The organism is Bacillus sp. NP157, assembly GCA_018889975.1.
Classification (GTDB): Bacteria; Pseudomonadota; Gammaproteobacteria; order Xanthomonadales; family Rhodanobacteraceae; genus Luteibacter.
Window position 1 is genome coordinate 3,685,894 of record CP076546.1, and the last position, 20,988, is coordinate 3,706,881.

12 protein-coding genes are annotated in these 20,988 nt (G+C 68.4%); 7 read left to right on the forward strand and 5 right to left on the reverse strand.

Translation table 11 applies throughout. The features are described 5' to 3' along the window. Positions 1-22: 22 nt before the first annotated feature. Together KPL74_16895 and KPL74_16900 are read left to right on the forward strand one after the other, a co-directional pair. A complete protein-coding gene (locus KPL74_16895) occupies positions 23-343 on the forward strand; it encodes a DUF2946 family protein (protein QWT19410.1) in 321 nt (106 codons plus the stop codon). 47 nt (positions 344-390) lie between these two features. Continuing rightward, positions 391-2,682 (forward strand): TonB-dependent receptor, encoded by a 2,292-nt coding sequence (locus KPL74_16900; GenBank protein ID QWT19411.1) that lies wholly within the window; start codon positions 391-393, stop codon positions 2,680-2,682. Positions 2,683-2,685: 3 nt separating this feature from the next. Here KPL74_16900 and lanKC read toward each other — a convergent pair whose 3' ends face one another. The 5 genes from lanKC to KPL74_16925 form a co-directional block, all read right to left on the reverse strand. Next, the gene (lanKC, locus tag KPL74_16905) at positions 2,686-5,364 is read right to left on the reverse strand and encodes a class III lanthionine synthetase LanKC (protein QWT19412.1); all 2,679 of its coding nucleotides are present in this window, start codon (positions 5,362-5,364) and stop codon (positions 2,686-2,688) included. 445 nt (positions 5,365-5,809) lie between these two features. Next, entirely contained in the window at positions 5,810-7,090 is a 1,281-nt protein-coding gene (locus tag KPL74_16910; GenBank protein QWT19413.1) for a PAS domain-containing protein, read from the reverse strand. A gap of 85 nt (positions 7,091-7,175) precedes the next feature. Beyond that, positions 7,176-8,570, reverse strand: coding sequence for a sigma-54 dependent transcriptional regulator (locus KPL74_16915; protein QWT19414.1), 1,395 nt, complete (start codon positions 8,568-8,570; stop codon positions 7,176-7,178). Next, entirely contained in the window at positions 8,563-10,935 is a 2,373-nt protein-coding gene (locus KPL74_16920; GenBank protein QWT19415.1) for an ABC transporter permease, read from the reverse strand. The genes KPL74_16915 and KPL74_16920 overlap by 8 nt, the downstream gene beginning before the upstream one ends. A 20-nt stretch (positions 10,936-10,955) precedes the next feature. Further along, positions 10,956-11,720: an ABC transporter ATP-binding protein gene (locus KPL74_16925; GenBank protein QWT19416.1), complete on the reverse strand. Its 765-nt coding sequence runs from the start codon at positions 11,718-11,720 to the stop codon at positions 10,956-10,958. 234 nt (positions 11,721-11,954) lie between these two features. Here KPL74_16925 and KPL74_16930 point away from each other — a divergent pair, with 234 nt between their 5' ends. The 5 genes from KPL74_16930 to KPL74_16950 all read left to right on the forward strand — a co-directional run bounded on the left by KPL74_16930 (position 11,955) and on the right by KPL74_16950 (position 20,912). Further along, positions 11,955-14,162, forward strand: a complete 2,208-nt coding sequence (locus KPL74_16930; protein ID QWT19417.1) for a response regulator — start codon at positions 11,955-11,957, stop codon at positions 14,160-14,162. A gap of 176 nt (positions 14,163-14,338) precedes the next feature. Beyond that, on the forward strand, positions 14,339-16,516 hold the full coding sequence (gene bglX / locus KPL74_16935; protein QWT19418.1) for a beta-glucosidase BglX: 2,178 nt from the start codon (positions 14,339-14,341) through the stop codon (positions 16,514-16,516). Positions 16,517-16,592: 76 nt separating this feature from the next. Beyond that, a complete protein-coding gene (locus KPL74_16940; GenBank protein QWT19419.1) occupies positions 16,593-17,369 on the forward strand; it encodes a 3-hydroxybutyrate dehydrogenase in 777 nt (258 codons plus the stop codon). A gap of 136 nt (positions 17,370-17,505) precedes the next feature. After that, positions 17,506-19,239 (forward strand): alpha/beta hydrolase, encoded by a 1,734-nt coding sequence (locus tag KPL74_16945; protein QWT19420.1) that lies wholly within the window; start codon positions 17,506-17,508, stop codon positions 19,237-19,239. Next, positions 19,236-20,912 (forward strand): alpha/beta hydrolase, encoded by a 1,677-nt coding sequence (locus KPL74_16950; GenBank protein QWT19421.1) that lies wholly within the window; start codon positions 19,236-19,238, stop codon positions 20,910-20,912. Before KPL74_16945 ends, KPL74_16950 begins: the two co-directional genes overlap by 4 nt. Positions 20,913-20,988: the final 76 nt, after the last annotated feature.

The following is a 20,988-nucleotide window of genomic DNA, read 5'->3' on the forward strand; positions in this document are numbered from 1 at the left end:
TTCACAGCGGTGGTTGGGATGGATGGCGCTGGTCGCCGTCTGGCTCGCCGTGCTTGCGCCGACGGTCTCGCGCGTCACCGCCTTCGCCTTCCCCGACCTCGGTGCATGGTGCGCTCCCGCCGAAGGCCATCCCCATGGCACGGCGATGCAGGGCGACGACGATGCCTGCGGCTACTGCACGCTGTACGCCCAGCTGCCCGGCCTCGCCGCCAGCTTCCATGTGGGCCACGTGCCCTGGCCCGGCGATGCCCTCGCCTCTCGGCCGGCCGGCGATCGCACCTTCGTCCCGGGCACCACGATCCACGTCCATCCCCGAGGTCCACCGGTCCTGGCAGACGCCTGATCGCCCGTCGAATACGACGCAAGACCATGACCTCCGGAATCCTGCCCATGCCTTTCCTTGCCATCGAGGGACGCGTGCTCGCGCGCGCCATCGCCTGCACCCTGGCCGCATGCGCGTGCCGCGCGCATGCCGACGACCAGCCGCCGCCGCGCACCACCGACCTGCGCGAAGTGCGCGTCTCCGCCACCAGCCACGGCACCGCCGTCGACCCGGACATGCCCGCCGCCGTGGAAACGATCACCCCGGCGAAGCTCGCCCGTCTCAACATCGTCAATACCGAGGATGCGCTGAAGTACCTGCCAGCCTTCGGCATCCGCAAGCGATTCGTCGGCGACGAAAACGCCACCTTCTCCGTGCGTGGCACCAGCAACCAGCAAAGCGCGCGCGGGCTGGTCTACCTCGATGGCCTGCTGCTCTCCAACCTGCTCGGCAACAACTGGGCCAACCCGCCGCGCTGGTCCATGGCCTTCGCCGACAACCTGGATCGCATCGACGTCGTCTACGGCGCCTATTCCGCGCTCTACCCGGGCAACAGCATTGGCGCCACGGTGCTCATGACCACGCGGATGCCGGACAAGCTCGAAGCCACGGCCGACGTGCAAGCGTTCACCCAGCACGTGCATACCTACGGCGTGGATCGCGATTACGGTGGCAGCAAGCAGACCGCGACCTTGGGCGACCGCCGCGGCAGGTTCGCCTTCCTCATCGGGATCTCGCACCTGCAATCGAATGGGCAGCCGCTGGTCTACGGGGTGCAGAATCGCTCGGCCACGCCGGGTGTTAACCGGCCCGTGACCGGGGCGATCGGCGATACCGGCACCACCGGCCTGCCGCGAGAGGTGCTGGGCATCAACAGCGAAGGCCAGGAGGCGACCCGCCAGGACGAGGCGCACGCGCGCTTCACCTATGACTTCACGCCCGAACTCACGGCCGCGGCCACCATCGGTTACTGGAAGCAGGACCTGGTCCATCGCACCGACACTTTCCTGCGCGACGCCGGCGGTAACCCGATATGGTCCGGCCCCGTCAGCATCGAAGGTCGCCAGTACACCTTGCCCGCCAACTTCTTCGCACCCAGCAGCCGACAGAGCCGCAACTATCTCTACGGCCTTTCGCTCGGCACGCATCGCGCCAGCGGATGGAACGTCGAAGGCAATGTGTCGTACTTCGACATGGACAGGAACCGCGACCGCACCGCCAACGCGGTGAGCTACGACGGCCCCGGCCTGCTTACCGCAGGCGACGGCAGCCGCTGGCGCACGTTCGACCTGCGCGCCAGCCACACGCCCGAGGTGACGGCGGCCGGTACGCATGCGCTCAGCCTTGGCTACCACTACGACGGCTACCGCCTCGATAACGCGTCCTACGCGCTGGCGGGATGGCGTAACGGCGACGCCGGCGCGCTCACGGCGGCCAATGGCGGCAGCACCCAGACCCAGGCCGTGTACGTGCAGGATGCGTGGCAGCTCGACGACCGCTGGCGGTTGACCACGGGCGCGCGTTACGAGCAGTGGCGTGCGTTCAATGGCTCGCGCGCGACGGCGACGGCCACCACCGGTTACGCCGAGCGCGAGGAAACCCACACGTCGCCGAAAGCGTCGCTGTCCTACGCCGCGTCGGATTCACTGCTGCTGCGCCTGTCCGCGGCGCGAGCCTACCGGTTCCCGACCGTCAACGAACTGTTCCAGGGCACCTTCAACGGGATCAGCCTGGTCAACAACGATCCGAACCTGAAACCGGAAAACGACCTCTCGCGCGAGCTCTCCGCGGAGTGGTATCGGGACAACGGGGTCACCCGGTTCACCGTGTTTCGCAGCGACACGCGCAACACGCTGTTCAGCCAGACCGATACCACCGTGTTCCCCAACGTGACCAACGTGCAGAACGTCGACCTGGTGCGCACGCGCGGCGCGGAGGCCAGTTATGACGGCGCGGGCGTTTTCTCGCCCTGGCTCGACCTGTCGGCCAACCTCGCCTACACGCAGGCGACGACGGTGCATAACCATCGCAACCCGTCGTCCGAGGGCAAGCAGTTCTACCGGATCCCGCGCTGGCGGACGAACGTCGTCGCTACCGCGCACGCCAGCGACCGGCTCGCCTTCACGCTCGCCGGTCGCTACTCGGGCCGCCAGTACAACACCCTCGACCACAGCGACATCGATCCGGATACCTTCGGCGGTGCGAGCGACTTCGTGGTGTTCGATGCAAAGGTGGGCTGGGAATGGAACGAGCACGTCACGCTGAGCGTCGGCGTCGACAACCTCACCAATCGCCGCTACTACGTGTACTACCCCTATCCCTCGCGCACGTGGCTGGCCGAGGCGAAGTTCCGGCTATAGCCACTAGGCCACCGCCACGCAGCGTCGTTGCGTGGCGGCGGGCAACGCTTCGTCGAGCATGAACGAAGCGCGTCCGCCCTGGGTGAGCCGTTCCAGGAACATGCCGACACCGGCGTTCCCCGTGGCGAGGTCGCAACTGATCCGGACCAGCTCGGTACCAGGCACGGCCAGGCAGTCGTCGCGGGGCAGCAGGAACAACTCGACGCCGGACGCGACCCGCATCGCGTGGTCGCGATACAGCGCGGCGCGGTCGGGCAGGAAGGTGGCGAGGTCGAGCAGGGTTTCGCCGATGCCGGCGAGGCCGTCGAACAGGCCGGGGCTGATCGCATGCCGGCGGAAGAGGTCGCTTTCCGAGGCCAGGATCGCATCGCGGAAACGGGCGTATCCGGACACCGCGTGTACCCGCGCGGCCACGGCGAGGACGCCCGCCGTGCCCTGGCGCAGGTACGGCAACAGGGTCGGCGCGCCGACATATGCGGGCCACGATGGCGAACCGTGCGGATCGGCGACCGCACGGGACAGGTCGAAATCGAGAGCGCTGCACGCCGCGTCAAGATAGCGCGCTGCATGCGTAGCCAGGTGCAGGTGCAACAGGAAAAGCGCCACGCCGCTGGCACCCTGCGCGAGGCCGAGCGGCTGGCGCGCGACATCGGGCCAGCACAGCGTCCCATCGACGGCCATGGCGTTCGCCAACAACCGGTCGCCCGCCAGCGAGGCGGCCAATAGGAATGCGTCGTCCGCTGTCGCGTGCCAGGCCTTCAGCCGCGCGAGGCCCCAGCCAGCGATGCCTTCGTGCAGGCCGGCGCGCTCCTGCACGGCACCCTCGAGTGGCGTGGCCTGCAGCAGGGCGCGTGCATGCGCGTCATCGCCCGCGTCGAACAAGGTCCAGGCGATGCCTGCGTCGCCGCCGACCAGGCCCGCTCCACGCTCGCGGCTCCTGTCCAGGCCTTCGCAGAGCCACGGCAGCAGGTTCGACGGGGGCTTGCGCTGGCTGCGCAGGTAGGCGTGCAGGATACCGGCCGCGCCGTGTGCCACGCCGTAGGGATGCGACTCGAAGGCAGGCGGCCCGGCGGGTACATAGCGGTCGTCGCGTGGCTGGCGCGCATGGCGATCGATGTAACCGAACAATCGCTCGGCGGTGCCCGTCGACGGCTCCAGCCTGGCACGACGATGCGGCACGGGCTCGGCGTCACGCGGCATGCCATCGATGGCCCGGCGCAGGCCTGCCATCGCCACCAGGGGATCGGGACGCGCGGAAGGGTCGTCGGCCATCAGGCTTGCCACGGTGTCGGCATACGCCCTCGGGTAACCCATCTCGTCGACGAAGCGCCGCACGATCCGCGGCATCACAGCCGGATCGAGCGGCAACAGGGCATTGGCCGGCAGGCAGGCGGCGAACAGGTTGGCGCCAAAGGCGTAACGATCCGCGGCAACGGCCTCCCGATGCGAGCCACGCGACGCCGTCGGGCTCGCGAAGCCGGGCGTCCAGGCATCGGCCACGTGGTCCAGGCCGTCCTCGACCGCGGTTTCCAGGTCAACCAGCCGCACCTGGCCGGAAGGGTCGACGATGCAATTGTGGAACGAGAGGTCGCCCACCGAGATGCCCGCCGCGTGCACGCGTTGCAGCGTATGCGCGAACGAGGTGAATACCGTGCACGCCTCATCGAAGTATTCCGCGACATCGGCGCGCGTCGCTCTCGGGCGCAGCCATGGATAGCGCCGGGCCAGCCAGCCGCGCAAGGTATCGCCTTCGAGCCATTCCTCGGCGAGAAACCGGTGCTCCCACTCGGCGAAGAAGGCGACCGGCCGCGGCGCCACCATGAGCGGCGCCAGCCGGCCAAGCAGGCGGAATTCCTTGCGCAGGCTGTCGGTAGCCAGCTCCGCGGCGCCGATGCATGGCCGCGCTTCCTTGATCACCACGCGGCGTCCTTCCAACAGGTCGTCCGCCAGGTACACGCCACCGGCCGCGGAAAAGGCCAGCGCCCTGGTGGGGCGAAAACGCCCGGCACAGAGCAGCGGCGGTTCATCCACGACGGGCGTCTGTTCGCCCAGCGGATCGTTGAGCCACGCGGGCACGGCGTAGCGCGGCTGGCGGTCGTCCGGCTGCACCCCGCCATCGGGCCGGCGCAACAGCCATTCACGGTGCCCGCTCGCGTCGACGCGATAGTCGCTGAGGATGCCGCCGTAGCGATACGACACGATGGCGCAGTCCGGATGCCGGCGATCGGTGAGGATGTGCGGCCCGTGGTATCCGGCGAGTGCCGCGGCGAGGTCGTCGAGCACGCGACGGAACACACGCAGGTCTTCCGGGTACACGGTGATGAACTTGCCGGAGCCCCCGCGCGACCAGCGCTTGCCGTTGATGGCCGCCAGCAGGCGAAGATCCCCGGCGAATTTGAACGCCACGCCGCTGGCCACGAAGATCGCGCTGGCGATGGCAAGTACGATCCGGGCACTCGATGCGATCGACGACACGTGGATTTTCCATCCTTGAATGGGCAGGCGTGCCCTGGGTGGCCTGGCATGCAGCCACACGCCCGAGCGATGCAGCGCCCAGTCGGCCGGTAGTTGCCGACGCACCACCGACTCGAAATGGCTCGGGTCGATCACGTGGCGAGCGAAGGGTTCGAAGAATTCACGATCCACTGCGGTATACGGCAACAGTTCCCGGTATCGCTCCATGCCCCAGCTCCGTGGACGGTTATGCAGGCCCGGTCTCCTCGCCAACCCGGACGTTGGCCAGGAGACCTTCGCCTCCCTTTGTTTCCACACCGTTAGCGGTGCGCGTGCGCCGCGTGCTTCATGCGTCGCCGATATCGGCGAGCTGGTCGATGCAGCCGGTGTAGCTGGCCGAACTCTGGCTCAGCGTGGTCTCGGTTTCCGGCCCGTGTTGCAGTTCGGGCTGTAGGTTCTGAAGTGCGAGGATCGGATGCATGGCGGCGTTCTCCCTGAACGGTGGGTGCGCCCCGCGGGAAGTGCGAAGGCGCGTCGCGAATCTAGGTTCGCGGCTGCGACGCACACAAGCATGGAAGGCGCCTTCAGTCGCCCCATGTGCGTTGATTTGAGGTTTCCGTGGCCGCGTGCCCGGATTCGGCCGCGACGGATGTCCGGAATCGGACATGGCGCCCTATTTCGTACGCGCCACCCGACCACCCGTGAGGCGCACCGTCGCTATCGCGCCCATGCCATCGGTGCGATCCGCCAGTGCGACTGATCCGCCATGTGCCTCGACGATGAGCCGCGCCAGCCCCAGGCCGATACCCGAGCCGTCCGGCTTGGTGGTGAAAAACGGGACGAACAGCGAGTCGGAGCTGGGCAGCCCTACGCCTTCGTCGACGATGCGCACACATGCCTCGCCGTGTTCGACGCTCCAGTCGATGCGCACGCCCCCGCCAGTGAGCAACGCGGACTCCGCGGCGTTGCGCAGCAGATTTACGAAAACCTGGCCGAGCTGGTCCTCGTCGCCGTCGATCATCAGCGCCAGCGTGCCGTCAACCTGCACGGGTACTCGCTGTTCCAGCGCGGACACGCGCGCCAGCAGGCGATCCAGGCGAAGCGGCTGGACCGCCAGCGGCGGCAGGTGCGCAAGCCGTCCGTAGCCACCGATGAAGCGTGCCAGCGAAGCCGAGCGCCTTGCGATCGCTTCGAGGCCAATCCGCAATTCGTCCTGCGGCGTGGCGGCGCCGTGCCGTGAGAGCAACCGGCCGAGCGTATCGGCCAGCGAGCCGATCGGGGTGAGCGAATTATTCAGCTCGTGGCCGAGCACGCGGATCAGTCGTTGCCAGGCCCGGCGCTCTTCCTCACTCAGGGCGGCGCTCAGGTCATGCAGCATCACCATCGTGTTGCCACGTCCTTCGCTGTACCAGACCGCGCGACGTACCGCCCAGCGACCGCCCGCGCAGGCGAACCGGTGGGTAAGGATGCTGCCATCGGGCACGTCCAGCGCTTCGGCGAGGCCCACCTGTGCCGGCGTGCGGCCAACCACGGGCTGCCGCTCCGCGCCGACCAGGCGACGGGCAGCCGGGTTGATCAGCCGGATCGCACCCGCTTCGTCGACCACGATCACCGGGCTATGCAGGGCGACAAGGGTCTTGCCGAGGAAACGCGAGGCCTCCACCCGCGTACGCCGCACGGTGCGCAGTTCATCCGAGAGCTGGTTGACCCCGTCGATCAGGCCCTGCAGGGGATCGTGCCCCGGCCGCACGTGCCCGCGCATGCCGTAGTCACCTTCACGCAGGGCTGCGAGCAGGTCGGACACGGTGCGGAGGGAGGAAAGGATCCGACGCCCCCCGATCGCGCCAATGAGCGTCGAACCGGCGAGGCCGGCCGCGAGCAGGGCGAGTCGATGCGCCAGCGACGCGACCTCACCCAGCGCCAGCATGCTGGCCGCCGCGGCCAGTGGTGCCACGAACCCGGCACTCCACAGAAGCGCGCCAACGGCCGGAGAATCCGTGGCTCGCCACGACCAGCCTGGGCGCATGCCCGCCACGGTGTCAGTCGACCGGCTCGGCGGTGGCGCGGCCCCGTTGTTTCTCCAGGCGGCGATACAGCGCTTGCCGCGAGATGCCGAGGGTGTCCGCCGCACGCTGCAGATGGTTTTCGCTGCGTTCCATGGCGTGGCGGATCAGCAGTTGCTCGGCCTCGGGCAGGGTCAGGGAGTCCAGCACCAGTGGCGCGTCCATCGCGCGACGCAGGGCCAGTGCGTCGGTATCGATCTCGCTGCCGGTGTTCGTCAACACGGCACGTTCGATCGCGTGCTCCAGTTCGCGCACGTTGCCTGGCCAGTCATGCGCGCGCAGCGCGCGTTCGGCCGATGGCGAGAACCGCGGCAGGGCGCGACCGAGCCGCCGGCATTCGCGCAACAGGAAATGGCGTGCCAACGGCATGACGTCTTCACTACGGTCACGCAACGCCGGCAGGCGCACCTGCATGGCGTTGAGCCGATACAGCAGGTCGGGACGGAAACGGCTCGCCCGCGTCGCGGCTTCCACATCGGCGTTGCTGGTGGAGATGACGCGCACGTCGACGCGACGTGTCTGGCGCGAGCCGGCGCGTTCGAGCTCGCCGTGCTCGAGCACGCGCAACAGCTTGGCCTGGTGCGGCAGGGGAATGCTCGATACTTCTTCAAGGACCAGGCTGCCCCGGTGGGCAAGTTCGAAACGCCCGGGTGCACCCGCAGCTTCCTCGCCGAACATGTCATCCACGAATCGCGCCTCGGGCAGGCTACCCATGTCGGCACGGATCAACGGGAACGCGGCGCGGGACGAGCGCACGTGGACATCCCTGGCCAGCAGCGATTTGCCGGTGCCGTTTTCACCGAGCACCAGCACGTTCGCGTCGCCTTGCGCGATCCGTTCGACCAGCTCGTTCACCCGTCGCATGGCCGAGGATTCGGTGGCGCATAGTGCACCGGCCACTTCGCGATTCAACGCGCTCTCCGCGCGCAGGCGGCGATTTTCTTCGCGCATGCCATGCAGCGCTACCTGGTTGCGCAGGCTGTTGAGAAGGCGCGTGCGATTCCAAGGCTTCTCGATGAAGTCCTCCGCCCCACGCCGCATCGCCTCCACGGCAAGCTCCACGCTGCCCCACGCGGTGATCACCAGGATCGGCATGTCGGGCGCAAGCTCGCGCAGGCGACTCACCAGCTGTAGTCCTTCGCGTCCGGAGGTGGTATCCGTGGCGTAGTTGAGATCGACCACGGCGCATGCAATCACCTGGCGCGCGACGACGTCGCATGCTGCCTGGGGCGACGCTGCCTCGATGGCGTCCATGCCCTCGCTGCGCACTAGCATGCACAGGGCCAGGCGAATGTCGACGTTGTCGTCCACGACAAGCACGGGCGGGATGTTCGACGGATGGGTATTCATCGCGGTCACTCCTTCAGTCATGGCGCAGCACCAGTCGAGGGTCGACGGCCGCGCCGCGTAGTGCGGGAGGCAGGGCCACCGCGCCGGCCAGCAACAGCATGGCCACCGTGGCAATGAGTACCGCCTGCAGGTCGAAGATCCCGCCGTCGCCGAACGTGCCCGGCAGCCACCGGCGCCAGGCGAAGGCGACGAGCAGGCCAAGCCCAATGCCAGCAGACGAACGTGACAACCCGCTGGCAAGCGACGCTCCCGCAAGATCCAGGGGCGTCGCACCGAGCGCGGCGCGTAGCGCAAGGTCACGGCGGCGCGACGCCACCTCGACGCGCTGGGACGAGTAGAGCCCGACCAGCCCCACCCCGAGTCCCATCACGGCGAAGGCCGCCGATAGCGAGGTGTCCCGCGCGAGGTCGGCCTGTACGCCGTGCCATGCCTCCACCAGCGCGCGCGTTCGATCCATCGCCATCCACGGCGTCGCGTCACGCACGGCCATGGCGAGGTCTACGCCCGCCAGTGGCCTGCCACCGGTGCGACGCGCGACCAGGAAATAGGAAAGCAATGGTTGGTAGCTGGCGTACTCGGCGGACGGCAGTTGCGCGAACGGCACGAAGGCAAAGGGCAACGGGTCCCGCCCCGGACCCTCGCTACGCGTATCGGCGACTACGCCGACGATGCGCAGGTCGCGGTCGCCCAGGCTGCGCGAGGTTTTGCGCACCAGCGTGCCCACGCCCGCACCGGGCATGGCGGCGAGAAAGGCCTGGTTGACCACCACGACGGCGGGCGCAGACGCCGTGTCGGCGGCGGCGAGATCGCGCCCTGCGACCAGGCGAAGTCCCAGGGCCGCTCGCGCGCGCGGCGTATGCAAGGCGAACCCGACCTCGACCGGGGTGCCGCGTGGCCCGCGAAAGCCGACGACGAAGCGCGTCCCTGCAGGCAACTGGGTGGCTACCCCGGCATCCGCCACGCGATCGATGCGTTCCGCCCTGTCGGCCAGTGCCTGCATCGTGCTCGTGACTGGATTCTCGCCTGTACCGGGACCGGCATAAGGCCTGAACGGCGCGTACACCGCGCCCTGTGTGTCGAAACCGGGTGGGACGCCGGCAAGTTTCCAGGCCCGGACCACCTGCACGACGCAGAAAGCCACGAGTACCGTCGCGAGTGCGAGCTGGAGCTGCACGGTGATGACCCGCATGCGTTGTGCCACGGGCGCTGCAGGCGTGGGGTGGCCTGCGCCCATGTGCTCGCGCAGAAGGGCGTCGCCGTGCTCGTGCAGGGTTCCCCCGAACTCGGCGGCGAGGGTGGCGGCAGCAGCGACGACGGCTGTCGCGGCATACACATGCCAGCCGATCGCCAGCGGCCCGGCGTTCACCAGCCAGCGGGCCGGCAGCGTCCCCGTAGCCAGTGATACCCCTCCGCGACCGATCAGGACTCCGGCCACGAACGCGACGATCCCGACCACGGCGGCGTCCACCGTAGAAGGTGTCCAGGTGTGCCGGGCGCCGCCGCCAAGGACCATGCGCAAGGCCGTTTCACGACCGCGAGCCAGCGCGCGGGCGAGCATGAGGTTGGCGAGGTTGGCACATGCGGTGGCCAGCACGAGGGCGGAGCAGCCGAGGAAGAACCATAGGGTCGGTGCGGCGGTCGAGGTCATCGCCGTGTCGACAGGGGTTATGCCGAGCCAGTCCACGGCGCCTGCTGGCCGGCCGGCGTCGCGCAGGCCTGCCGCCGCGCTGCGCATGCGCGCCTCCAGCGATGTGGGCGGCATGCCAGGGGTGAGTCGCGCCACCGCCATATGGTTCGCCATGCGCGCGGATGGCCCCGCAACGGCTTTCATCGGCAACCAGACGTCGACATCGTCAAACAGGCGATAGGCCTCCGGCAGGACGCCGGCCACTGGTAACGCATCGCCGTCGACCCGGACGCGGCGGCCGACGATGTCGGGCGCGCCGCCGTACCAGTCCCTCCACAGGCGCCAGGAAATCAACGCGGCCGGGTGGCCGGCGAGCTCAGTCCTGACGTGGCCTGCGACGGGATGTACGCCGAGCGTCGGCAGGAATCCGGCATCGATCTGCTGGGTCCGCAGCAACGCCGTCCGCCCCATGGCTTCGACACCCAGGCGTTCCGGAGCCAGTGCGAGACCCCGCGAGAGCACGCCGGGGGGCAGGCCGACGGCGTCGTAGAGTTGCGTCGAGATGCCGCGCGCGGCCGCGGGGCGCGGCATCTCCCCGTACAGCACCACGTCGGCGTGGTGGTCGAAGGCGGGTGCGGTGAAACGCAGGGCGTCGAGCATCGCGAACGTGGCGAAGAACGTCGCCACGCCAAGGGCAAGCGTGCCCGCGCCCAGCAGGAGGAACAGCGGCTTGTGCAGGACACCGCGCAGGAGGCGCATCGATGCTGGCCATCTGCTCCTCATGGAAACGCCTCCAGCGTACGCGTAGCATCCAGTCCGCTTTCGGCTTCGCTTTGCAGCTGCCGGTAGGTCGCTTCGTCGACGATTCGCCCGTCCAGCAGCCGTACCGTGCGGTCGACGGCGGCGCCAAAGCGATCGTCGTGCGTGACCATGCAGATGGTCGTGCCGGCCGCATGCAGCCGGCTGAGCAGGGCCATGACCTGCTCGCCGTTGCGCAGGTCGAGGTTGCCCGTGGGCTCATCGGCAAGAAGGATCGCCGGCTTGCCGACCACCGCCCTGGCCACGGCCACGCGCTGTTGCTGGCCGCCGGACAACTGGCCCGGGTAATGACGCATGCGGTGGGCCATGCCGACGCTGGCGAGCGCCTCGGCGGCGCGTTCGATGCGCTCGCGGCGGCCGATGCCGGGTCGGAAGGTCAGCGGCAACGCCACGTTTTCGGCGACGGTGAGCTCGCCGATGAGGTTGAACGCCTGGAAGACGAAGCCGACGTGCGCATTGCGCAGCAGCGCACGCTGGCGCCGACTGGCCTGTTCGACGGGCTCGCCAAGGAAATGCATCGCGCCGGCACTGGGCAGGTCGAGCAGGCCCATCAGGGACAGCAGGGTGGTCTTACCGCACCCCGAGGGGCCCGCGATCGCAATGAATTCGCCGCGGCCCACGCCCAGGTGGATATCGGCCAGCACGTGGTTCTCGATCGCCCCGGCCACGAAGACCTTGGCGACACCGCGCATCTCGATGACGGGAGGGGCCGTAGGGGAGCGCATGCGTGACCTCGACGCAACGCGACCGGGGAGGTCAGCCTAGCGCCGGATACCGTGCATGTCGTCGATCCGCGAAGGCATGGCGAACGTCATCGCGATCTTTTGCCGATTCCACACAGCGAAACTGCAAACAGGCGTTTTAATTGAAGAAATTGATCGTCCGGCATGACCACCGCTCGCTGATGCGCCGCAACGGGTACCATCGCGGCTCCGTCCCGCGTTCCACAGGCTTGCCGCATGAGTGACCCGTTCGATAGCGCCTGGTTTCTTCCCAGCGAAAGCGGCATGGCGCGGAAGATCCGTGGCTTCGACTGGTCCGCGACCACCCTCGGGCCGATCGACGGATGGGACCGGACCCTGCGCCACGCGCTGGCTACCATCCTCCGCTCGCCGGCGCCGATGGGCCTGTTCCATGGCGCCGAGGGCGTGCTCCTCTACAACGACGCCTATGTCGAGATCGCCGGAGAACGCCATCCCCGCGTGCTCGGCCTGCCGGTGCTGGAGGCCTGGCCGGAAGTCGCGGAGTTCAACCGCAACGTCCTCGCCGTGGTCGGCGCGGGTGGCGTGCTGAGCTATCGCGATGTGCAGGTGACCCTCGATCGCGCCGGTGCGCCCGCAGAGGCGTGGCTGCACCTGGACTTCAGCCCGCTCGCGAATGAACAGGGCGCGGTGGCGGGCGTACTGTTCGTCATCCAGGACAGCACCCGACGCATGCAGGCCGAAGAGGCTGCACGCGCCAGCGAGCAGCGCTGGCGCGGCATGGCCGAGCAGATGCAGGTGGCCGAGGCCGCGCTGGCCCACCAGGCGGCGACGCTGCAGGAACGGGTCACCCAGCGAACGGCCGAGCTGGTCCGCGCGCAGGACGCGTTGCGGCAGAGCCAGAAAATGGAAGCGATCGGCAACCTCACCGGCGGCGTCGCGCATGACTTCAACAATTTGCTGCAAGTGATTAGTGGCAACCTGCAGCTGCTGGTCGAGGATGTCGACGGCAACGAACGCGGCGAACGACGGGTGCGCAACGCGATGGCGGGTGTCGCCCGCGGCTCCAAGCTGGCGACGCAGTTGCTGGCGTTCGGCCGGCGCCAGCCGCTCGCGCCAAAGGTGGTGAACGTGGGCCGCTTCGTGCGCAACATGGACGACCTGCTGCGCCGGACGCTCGGCGAAGGCATCGAAGTGGAAACGGTGATCGCCGGCGGCCTGTGGAATACGCTGATCGACCCGGCCAACGTGGAAAACGCCCTGCTGAACCTCGCGCTGAATGCGCGCGATGCGATGGACGGCCAGGGCCGGCTGACCATCGAAGCCGGCAATGCCTACCTCGATGCCAGCTATGTCGACACGCTCGACGACGTGGCTGCGGGCCAATACGTGCTGCTCGCCGTGACCGATACCGGCCACGGCATCGACGCGAAGGTGCTGGAAAAGGTGTTCGAGCCGTTCTTCACCACCAAGGCCGAGGGTCGCGGCACCGGGCTGGGCCTGTCCATGGTCTACGGTTTCGTGAAGCAGTCCGGTGGACATATCAAGCTTTACAGCGAGCCCGGCCACGGCACGACCGTGAAGCTCTACCTGCCGCGGACCACGCAGTCGGAAGACCTCGTGGTGGAAGTCGATGCGGGCCCGGTCGCCGGCGGCAGCGAAACCATCCTGGTCGCCGAAGACGACGAAGCCGTGCGCGACACGGTGGTCGCGCTGCTCGCCGGGCTGGGTTATCGCGTGCTCAAGGCCCGCGACGCACAGAGCGCGCTGTCGATCATCGACAGCGGGATCCCGATCGACCTGCTGTTTACCGACGTGGTGATGCCCGGCCCGCTGAAGAGCCCGGAGCTCGCGCGCAAGGCACGCGAACGCGTGCCCGGCATCGCCGTGCTGTTCACCTCGGGCTATACGGAAAACTCCATCGTGCACGGCGGCCGCCTCGACGAAGGCGTCGACCTGCTGAGCAAGCCGTATACGCGCGAAACCCTCGGCCGCAAGCTGCGCCAGCTGCTGGCCGGCCCCGCGCAGCCGAACCCCGGCACGCGGATGACGCCACAGGCACCGGCCACGCCGACGCCGCCGGCCATCCGCGTGCTGCGCATCCTGGTCGTGGAAGACGACTGGCTCGTGCGCACCACGGTCGTCGAGATGCTCCAGCTGCGTGGGCACGAGGTGTTCGAAGCCGGCGACGGTATGCGCGCACTGGAAATCCTCGACGCCGAGACGGTCGACGTACTGGTTACCGATGTCAGCCTGCCCGGGATGAGTGGCGTGGAACTGGTCGCCGCCGTTCGCGTCCGGTTCCCGGGTCTCGCCGCCGTCTACGCCACCGGCCACGCCGGCGCCGTCGAGGCCGACCCACGCACGCAGGTGCTGGTGAAGCCGTATGGGTCCGACGCGCTGATCGAGGCACTCGGCACCCTGTTCCCGCCGCCGCGCACCGCTGGCAGGGGAACGGCCGGCTAACCCCGGCCGGCCCCGCCCGCACACCGCCGGATTTCACATCCGTGAAGCCATTGGGCGCCAAGGACGTAATCGTTTACACGTAACGTCATTTACGTGCCCACGTCCAGCCCGGATGCCAGTATCCTTCGTCGCCGTGGCATCCGCTCGATGCCAGACATCCCCCGCAAGGCAAGCCCATGACCGCTGATTCCCGCATCGAAGACCTGATTGCCCGCATGACCGTGGAGGAGAAGGTAGGCCAGCTCGGCATCTTTGCCGACGCCGTCCGCCCCTTCGCGCCGGACATCAATCCCGAAGCCAACGCCCGCGACGCCGCCGAAGTGCTGGCGCAGGTGCGCGCGGGGCGGGTGGGCTCACTGTTCAACGGCGTGGGTGCCGCGGAGGGCCGCGAGGCGCAGCGCGTCGCCGTCGAGGAAAGCCGGTTGGGCATCCCGCTGATCTTCGGTTCCGACGTCATCCACGGCATGCGCACCGTGTTCCCGATCCCGCTGGGCGAAGCATCGACGTTCGAACCCAGCCTGGCCGAGCGCACCGCGCGCGCGACCGCCGTGGAAGCGACCGCCGCCGGCATCCACTGGACGTTCGCCCCCGCCGTGGACATCGCCCGCGACCAGCGCTGGGGCCGCGTGGCCGAAGGCGCCGGCGAGGACGTCGTGCTTGGCGCGGCGTTCGCCGCCGCCCGCGTGCGTGGCTTCCAGGGTAGCGATCTCACCGCCGCCGACTCGCTGCTCGCGACGCCGAAGCACTTCGCCGCCTACGGCGCCGTGCTCGGCGGCATGGAATACAACCAGGTGGACATGGCGCCGCAGACCCTGCGCGACGTGCACCTGCCGCCGTTCAAGGCGGCGCTGGACGCGGGCGCGCTCACCTTCATGAGCGCGTTCAACGACATCAACGGCGTGCCGGCATCGGCCAACCACGAACTGATGACCGACATCCTGCGCGGCGAGTGGGGCTTCAAGGGCTTCGTCGTCTCCGACTACACCGCCGACATGGAACTCATCGCCCACGGCTTTGCCGAGGACGAGCGCGATGCCACCCGCCTGGCCTTCACCGCGGGCGTGGACATGAGCATGCAAAGCGGCTTCTACGCCACCAGCCTGCCGTCGCTCGTCGAGAGCGGCGAAGTGTCGATGGCCGTGCTCGACGAAGGCGTGCGCCGCGTGCTCTCGGTGAAGCAGGCGATCGGCCTGTTCGATAACCCGTACCGTTCGCTCGACGCGGCCGCCGAGGCCGATACGTCGAAGAACGCCGAGCACGCCGAGCTGGCCCGCGACGCGGCACGCCGCTCCATCGTGCTGCTGAAGAACGACGGCGTGCTGCCGCTGAAGAAGGCTGGCCAGAAGATCGCACTGATCGGCCCGTTCGGCGCCGACGTCGACAACCTCGAAGGCTGCTGGACGCTGTTCGGCGACAAGACCCGCCACGTCAACATCGAAACCGGCCTGCGCGATGCACTTGCCGATGCGTCGGCGCTGGAAGTCGTCGCCGGCAGCGGTTTCGAAGACGCCATCGACGGCGGCATCGAAGCGGCCGTGGCCGCGGCGAAGCGCGCCGACGTCGTGCTGCTGGCGATCGGTGAACCGCAGAACTATTCCGGCGAAGCGCAGGCCCGCACGCAGATCATCGTGCCGCCGGCGCAGCAGGCGCTTGCCGAAGCCGTCGCGGCGGCGGGCACGCCGGTCGTCGTGCTGCTGAAGAACGGCCGTGCGCTTGCGCTGAGCGGTGCCGTGCGCGAAGCGAACGCCATCCTGGTGACGTGGTTCCTCGGCAGCCAGACCGGCCCGGCGATCGCCGACGTGGCGTTCGGCGACTACAACCCGGCCGGGCGCCTGCCGGTCAGCTTCCCGCAGGACAGCGGCCAGGAGCCGCTGTTCTACAACCACCCGCGCACCGGCCGTCCGGAACTGGCGGACCAGCCGCCGGCGTTCAAGGCGCGCTACCGCGAAGTGACCTTCGAAGCGCTGTATCCGTTCGGCCACGGCCTCAGCTACACGACGTTCGGCTACACCGCGCCGTCGGTGAAGGCGAACGTTGGCTGGGACGAAACGATCGTGGTCAGCGCCACGGTGACCAACACCGGTGCGCTCGCGGGCGAAGAAGTGGTGCAGCTGTACATCCACGACCGTGTCGCCAGCCGCGTGCGCCCCGTGCGCGAACTGAAGGCCTTCCGCAAGATCCTCCTCGCGCCCGGTGCGTCCGAAGAGGTGGCGTTCGAACTGACCCGCAGCGACCTCGCCTTCACCCATCGCGATGGCGTGACCTTCGAGGCGGAGCCGGGCACGTTCGATGTCTGGATCACGGGCTCGTCGAGCCAGGGCGAAGCGGCTTCGTTCGTGCTCGCGAAGGGCTGAGCCTCGTACCTTCGTGCAGTGCCGCCGCCCCGCGTGGCGGCGCATACTTCCCGCTTGTCCATCGCGGAGTATTTCCATGCACGATCTGACAGGCAAAGTGGCGCTGGTAACCGGCGCCGCCAGTGGCATCGGGCGCGCCATCGCCGAGGCCTATGCAAAGGCAGGCGCGAAGGTCGCGGTGGCCGACATCGCCGCCGACAAGGCGGCGGACGCGGCGCGTGGCATGGGCCCGCATGCGATCGGCCTGGCCATGGACGTCACCGACGAGGCGCAGGTCGACGAGGGCTTCGCGCGTACGCAGCGCGACCTCGGCCCGGTCGACATCCTCGTGAGCAACGCCGGTGTGCAGATCATCTCGCCGCTGGTCGATTTTTCCTTCGCCGACTGGAAGCGCATGCTGGCCATCCACATGGACGGCGCGTTCCTGACCTCGCGGGCCGCCATGCGGCAGATGATCGCCAGCGGCCGGGGCGGCTCGGTGATCCTCATGGGCTCCGCGCATTCGCATGTCGCCTCGAAGTTCAAGGCGCCCTACGTCGCCGCGAAGCATGGCCTGCTCGGCCTGGCCCGGGTCATCGCCAAGGAAGGCGCCGCCGACGGCATCCGTGCCAACGTCATCTGCCCGGGGTTCGTGCGCACCCCGCTGGTTGAAAAGCAGATTCCCGAGCAGGCGAAGGAACTGGGCATCAGCGACGAAGAGGTCATCCGCAACGTGATGCTGAAGGATACCGTCGACGGCGAGTTCACCACGCTGGAAGACATCGCCGACACAGCGCTGTTCCTCGCCGGCTTTGGATCGAATGCACTGACGGGGCAGTCGCTGCTCGTAAGCCATGGCTGGCACATGCAGTAAGCGCCGCATACTGCAGGGAAAACACTACACGGAGGCGCGGCGAACCTGACGCCGCGCCGCGTCCCCTGCCGATACATCCCGCTGACGCGCGTTCGTAACCTGCTGGTCCCTTGCCTCGCATGAAGGACCACGCGCCATGCCATCGTTCCGACACCTCGCCTGCTCCGCAGGTTTCCTCGCCGCCGCACTCGCCGCACCCGCCGCCGCGGCACAAGCGACCCGTCCCTATGTCGTACCCTCCGTGGCGGTGCGCGGCATCACCTGGGGGCCGTGCACCACCCAGAGCGTGAAAGTCTATGCCCCCGTGCTCGGCGAACGCCTGCGCTGCGGCACGTTGCTCGCCCCGCGCGACCATCACCAGCCAGCGGATGGCGACATCACGGTTTCCGTCGTGCGTGTCGCCGCGCGCCTGCCCGATCGCCGCCGTGGCGTGCTGTTCGTCAATCCGGGCGGGCCGGGGGGCGATGCCGGTTTCTTTGCAGGCATGCTGGCGGCGATCTGGGCGAACGCGAAACCCGACGATGCGGTCCACGGGGAAAAGAAACGCCTCGCCGACGAGTTCGACCTGGTGGCGGTGATCCCCCGCGGCATGTCGGGCAGCGTGCCCCTGCAGTGTCCACTCACGCTCAAGGCCACGACGCAGCCGATCCTCATCGATCGCAGCCCGCGCAACATCGCCGCGTGGGATCGCATGGCGCGCGGTTACGCGCAGGCCTGCCGCGACGATCCGTTGTATCCGTACGTCACGACCGCGCAGACCGTGTACGACCACGACCTGGTCCGGCGCGCCCTCGGCGAGGCCACGTTCAACTTCTACGGTGTGTCCTACGGTACGTGGCTCGGTGCGTGGTATGGCGCGACTTATCCCGGCGTGGTGGGTCGCATGGTGTTCGATTCGTCCATGGATTACACCCGCTCGATCGAAGCGAACTACCTGCAATCGCTTCCCGCCGCACAGGAGTCCTTCGTCCGCCTCGTGGCACGTCCCGCCGCCAACCGTCCCGCGGTGTACGGGCTTGGCTCCGATCCGGCGGCCGTCGTGGAGGTGCTGCGTGGGCTCGAGCCACGCGTCCGCGACGCCTGGACGGGCAATTTCAGCGGGCCGGAGCACCTCATGGCCGCCAGGATCGTGTCGGACTGGTTGCTTGCCGACCCTGCGCTTGAGAAGTCCGCATTGAGCAATCGCATCGGCGCACACGCCTTCAGCGACGATGCGGGCATCAACCAGCTCGCGCGCGATGCCGCCCTCAACGCCATTGAGGAGATCTACGCACCGCCGGTCGTGCGACAGGCACGCCTCTCCGCCATGGCCGCGATGATCGTCACCATCGGCTGCAACGACACGGCGGCCACGGCCGATGCCGGCGCGTGGCATCGAACCATCGCCGATGCGGCTCGCGACTACCCGGCGGGACACAGTGGCGACCTCATGAACCCGTGCGTGTTCTCCCACGGCCCCAATGCCGTCAAACCTCCCATCGAGCGGCTGGCACGGGCCGGTCGAATCATGATGATCCAGTCCGAGTTCGATCGCCTCACCCCGGTCACGGGTGCGCTGCGCACGCTCAACGAGCTACCCAACGCGAAGATGCTTATCCTGCGGGGATCGGATGCGCATACGGTTTTTACCGTTACCGACGAGCCCTGCATCGAGCGGACCGGTGCGCGCTTCCTTCTCGATGGCCGCGCACCGAGCAGCCAGCTGACCGAGTGCATGGTCAGCCTGCCCTCGGGGCCGTCACCCGAGCACTTCACGCAGCCCGTGCAGGTTCGCGCCTGGCGATCGCAGATGGCACGGCAAGCCACCGATGGAGGCCGGCGCGCGCTGCTGGCCGCGTCCGCCACCGTCGAAGCGGAGGACGCACCATGACGCATCGTTGGCCTTCCATCGCCTTGCTCGCCATCCTGTGTTCGATTACCACGCGCGAAGGCAGTGCGTCGACAACGCCCGACGTCATCTGGACGACCTGTCCTGAAACATGGGTTGGCACGAGTTCGGGCGTGCTCGGCGATCGCCTCCAGTGCGCCAGCGTGCGCATGCCGCTCGACCATGCCGCGCCCGGGCACCGTGGCATCCATGTCGGTGTCGTCCGTATCCGTGCGGCGGTGCCTTCGGCGCGCGAGGGCGCCATCTTCTTCAACAAGGGTGGACCCGGTGGGCACCCCGGCCGGCTGCTGCGCTCCATGGCCGAAGGCTGGACGCGCACCGATCCAGCCGATGCCCGCGACGGTGACAAACGCAGGCTGGCCGAGCGCTTCGACCTCGTCGCCGTGATCCCGCGTGGCCTGGTCGGCAGCGAGCGCATCCACTGCATGACCGGCATGCCACCGCGGTATCCCTTCCTCCCGACACACCTCGATGACGATACCTGGCAACTTGCGATCGATGAAGCGCAGTCCATCGTCGACGCGTGTGCCGCGCATGGCAACGCGCGTTTCGTGAACACAGAGCAGCACGTGCACGACATGGATGCCATCCGGCGTGCGCTCGGCGATGAGCGCCTGAATTTCTACGGCATCTCGTACGGCGGCACGGTCGGCGCCTGGTATGCCGCGATGTATCCCGGCCACGCCGGCCGCCTTCTGCTCGATTCCAGCATGGATTTCAGCCACGACTACCGCACGGCGTTGCGGCTGGCGATGTCGGCACGGCAAGCGGCGTTCACCCGCGATGTCGCGGGGCCGGTACTTCAGGCGCCCGGCCGCTATGGGCTGGGCGACGATGCGCGGGCTGTAAGCGATCGCATCGGTGGCATGCCGGCGCCGGCACGCGAGGCATGGGGTACGCGACTGGACAGCCCGGCGCGGCTTGCCGCTGCGCTACACCTCGCCAGCTGGCTCGGCACGGACGGCCCGCGGAACCTCGCCGCCATGCGTCGGCGTATTCGCGAGGCGACGTTCTCGACGGACGCGACCGTCGACGGGCAGATCCGCTGGCACGCCGGTAGCCTGGCCAGCGAGTTCTATGCCACTACTCAGAGCGAGCCCGTCTTCGCCATTGGCCCGGATGGCGATTCGGTACGCATCCTCACGTCGTGCAACGACTCGCCGTGGACCCGCACGGATGCGCAAATCCGCGAGAGCATGCTGGCTGATGCCCGTCAGAACATCGCGTTCACCGGCGATGAAACCCTCGAGGAGTTGACCTGCTCCCGGTGGGGCGGCCCGAGCGCACGCCCGCCCGATCTGTCGCTGCTGGAACGCGCTTCACCGTTTCTGTTGATCCAGTCGGAAAAGGATACGAGCACACCGCTCATGGGCGGCCAGTTCATCGTTGCGCGCTTCCCGAATGCCCGCATGCTGCTGGTGCGGGATTCGAACGTGCATGGCGTCTTCAACTTCACCAACACGGGCTGCGTGGAGCGCACGGCATCGCGCTACCTGCTCACCGGCGCCCTCCCGGACTCGCGCTCGCGCGTGCTCGCTTGCGACGCCGTGACCGGTGCACCGGGCGATGAACTCCCCGGCACCCCGCGGCCGCCACCCCCCGAACCGCTACCTGTCGATCTTCCGGTGCCGCCAGCCGGGCACGACGAGTTCTGAGGCATCGCCAGCAGCTGGCCTGACACAGGTACTGGCACTTCCCCTACATCGTTTGTCGAAACGGATGCCACGCCGG

Excerpts from the sequence above, each read along its gene's own strand:
- bglX (QWT19418.1), top strand. The coding sequence starts at position 14,339 with ATGACCGCTGATTCCCGCATCGAAGACCTGATTGCCCGCATGACCGTG.
- lanKC (QWT19412.1), bottom strand. The coding sequence starts at position 5,364 with ATGGAGCGATACCGGGAACTGTTGCCGTATACCGCAGTGGATCGTGAA.
- KPL74_16925 (QWT19416.1), bottom strand. The coding sequence starts at position 11,720 with ATGCGCTCCCCTACGGCCCCTCCCGTCATCGAGATGCGCGGTGTCGCC.
- KPL74_16945 (QWT19420.1), top strand. The coding sequence starts at position 17,506 with ATGCCATCGTTCCGACACCTCGCCTGCTCCGCAGGTTTCCTCGCCGCC.
- KPL74_16915 (QWT19414.1), bottom strand. The coding sequence starts at position 8,570 with ATGACTGAAGGAGTGACCGCGATGAATACCCATCCGTCGAACATCCCG.
- KPL74_16930 (QWT19417.1), top strand. The coding sequence starts at position 11,955 with ATGAGTGACCCGTTCGATAGCGCCTGGTTTCTTCCCAGCGAAAGCGGC.
- KPL74_16895 (QWT19410.1), top strand. The coding sequence starts at position 23 with ATGGCGCTGGTCGCCGTCTGGCTCGCCGTGCTTGCGCCGACGGTCTCG.
- KPL74_16940 (QWT19419.1), top strand. The coding sequence starts at position 16,593 with ATGCACGATCTGACAGGCAAAGTGGCGCTGGTAACCGGCGCCGCCAGT.
- KPL74_16900 (QWT19411.1), top strand. The coding sequence starts at position 391 with ATGCCTTTCCTTGCCATCGAGGGACGCGTGCTCGCGCGCGCCATCGCC.
- KPL74_16950 (QWT19421.1), top strand. The coding sequence starts at position 19,236 with ATGACGCATCGTTGGCCTTCCATCGCCTTGCTCGCCATCCTGTGTTCG.
- KPL74_16920 (QWT19415.1), bottom strand. The coding sequence starts at position 10,935 with ATGCGCCTCCTGCGCGGTGTCCTGCACAAGCCGCTGTTCCTCCTGCTG.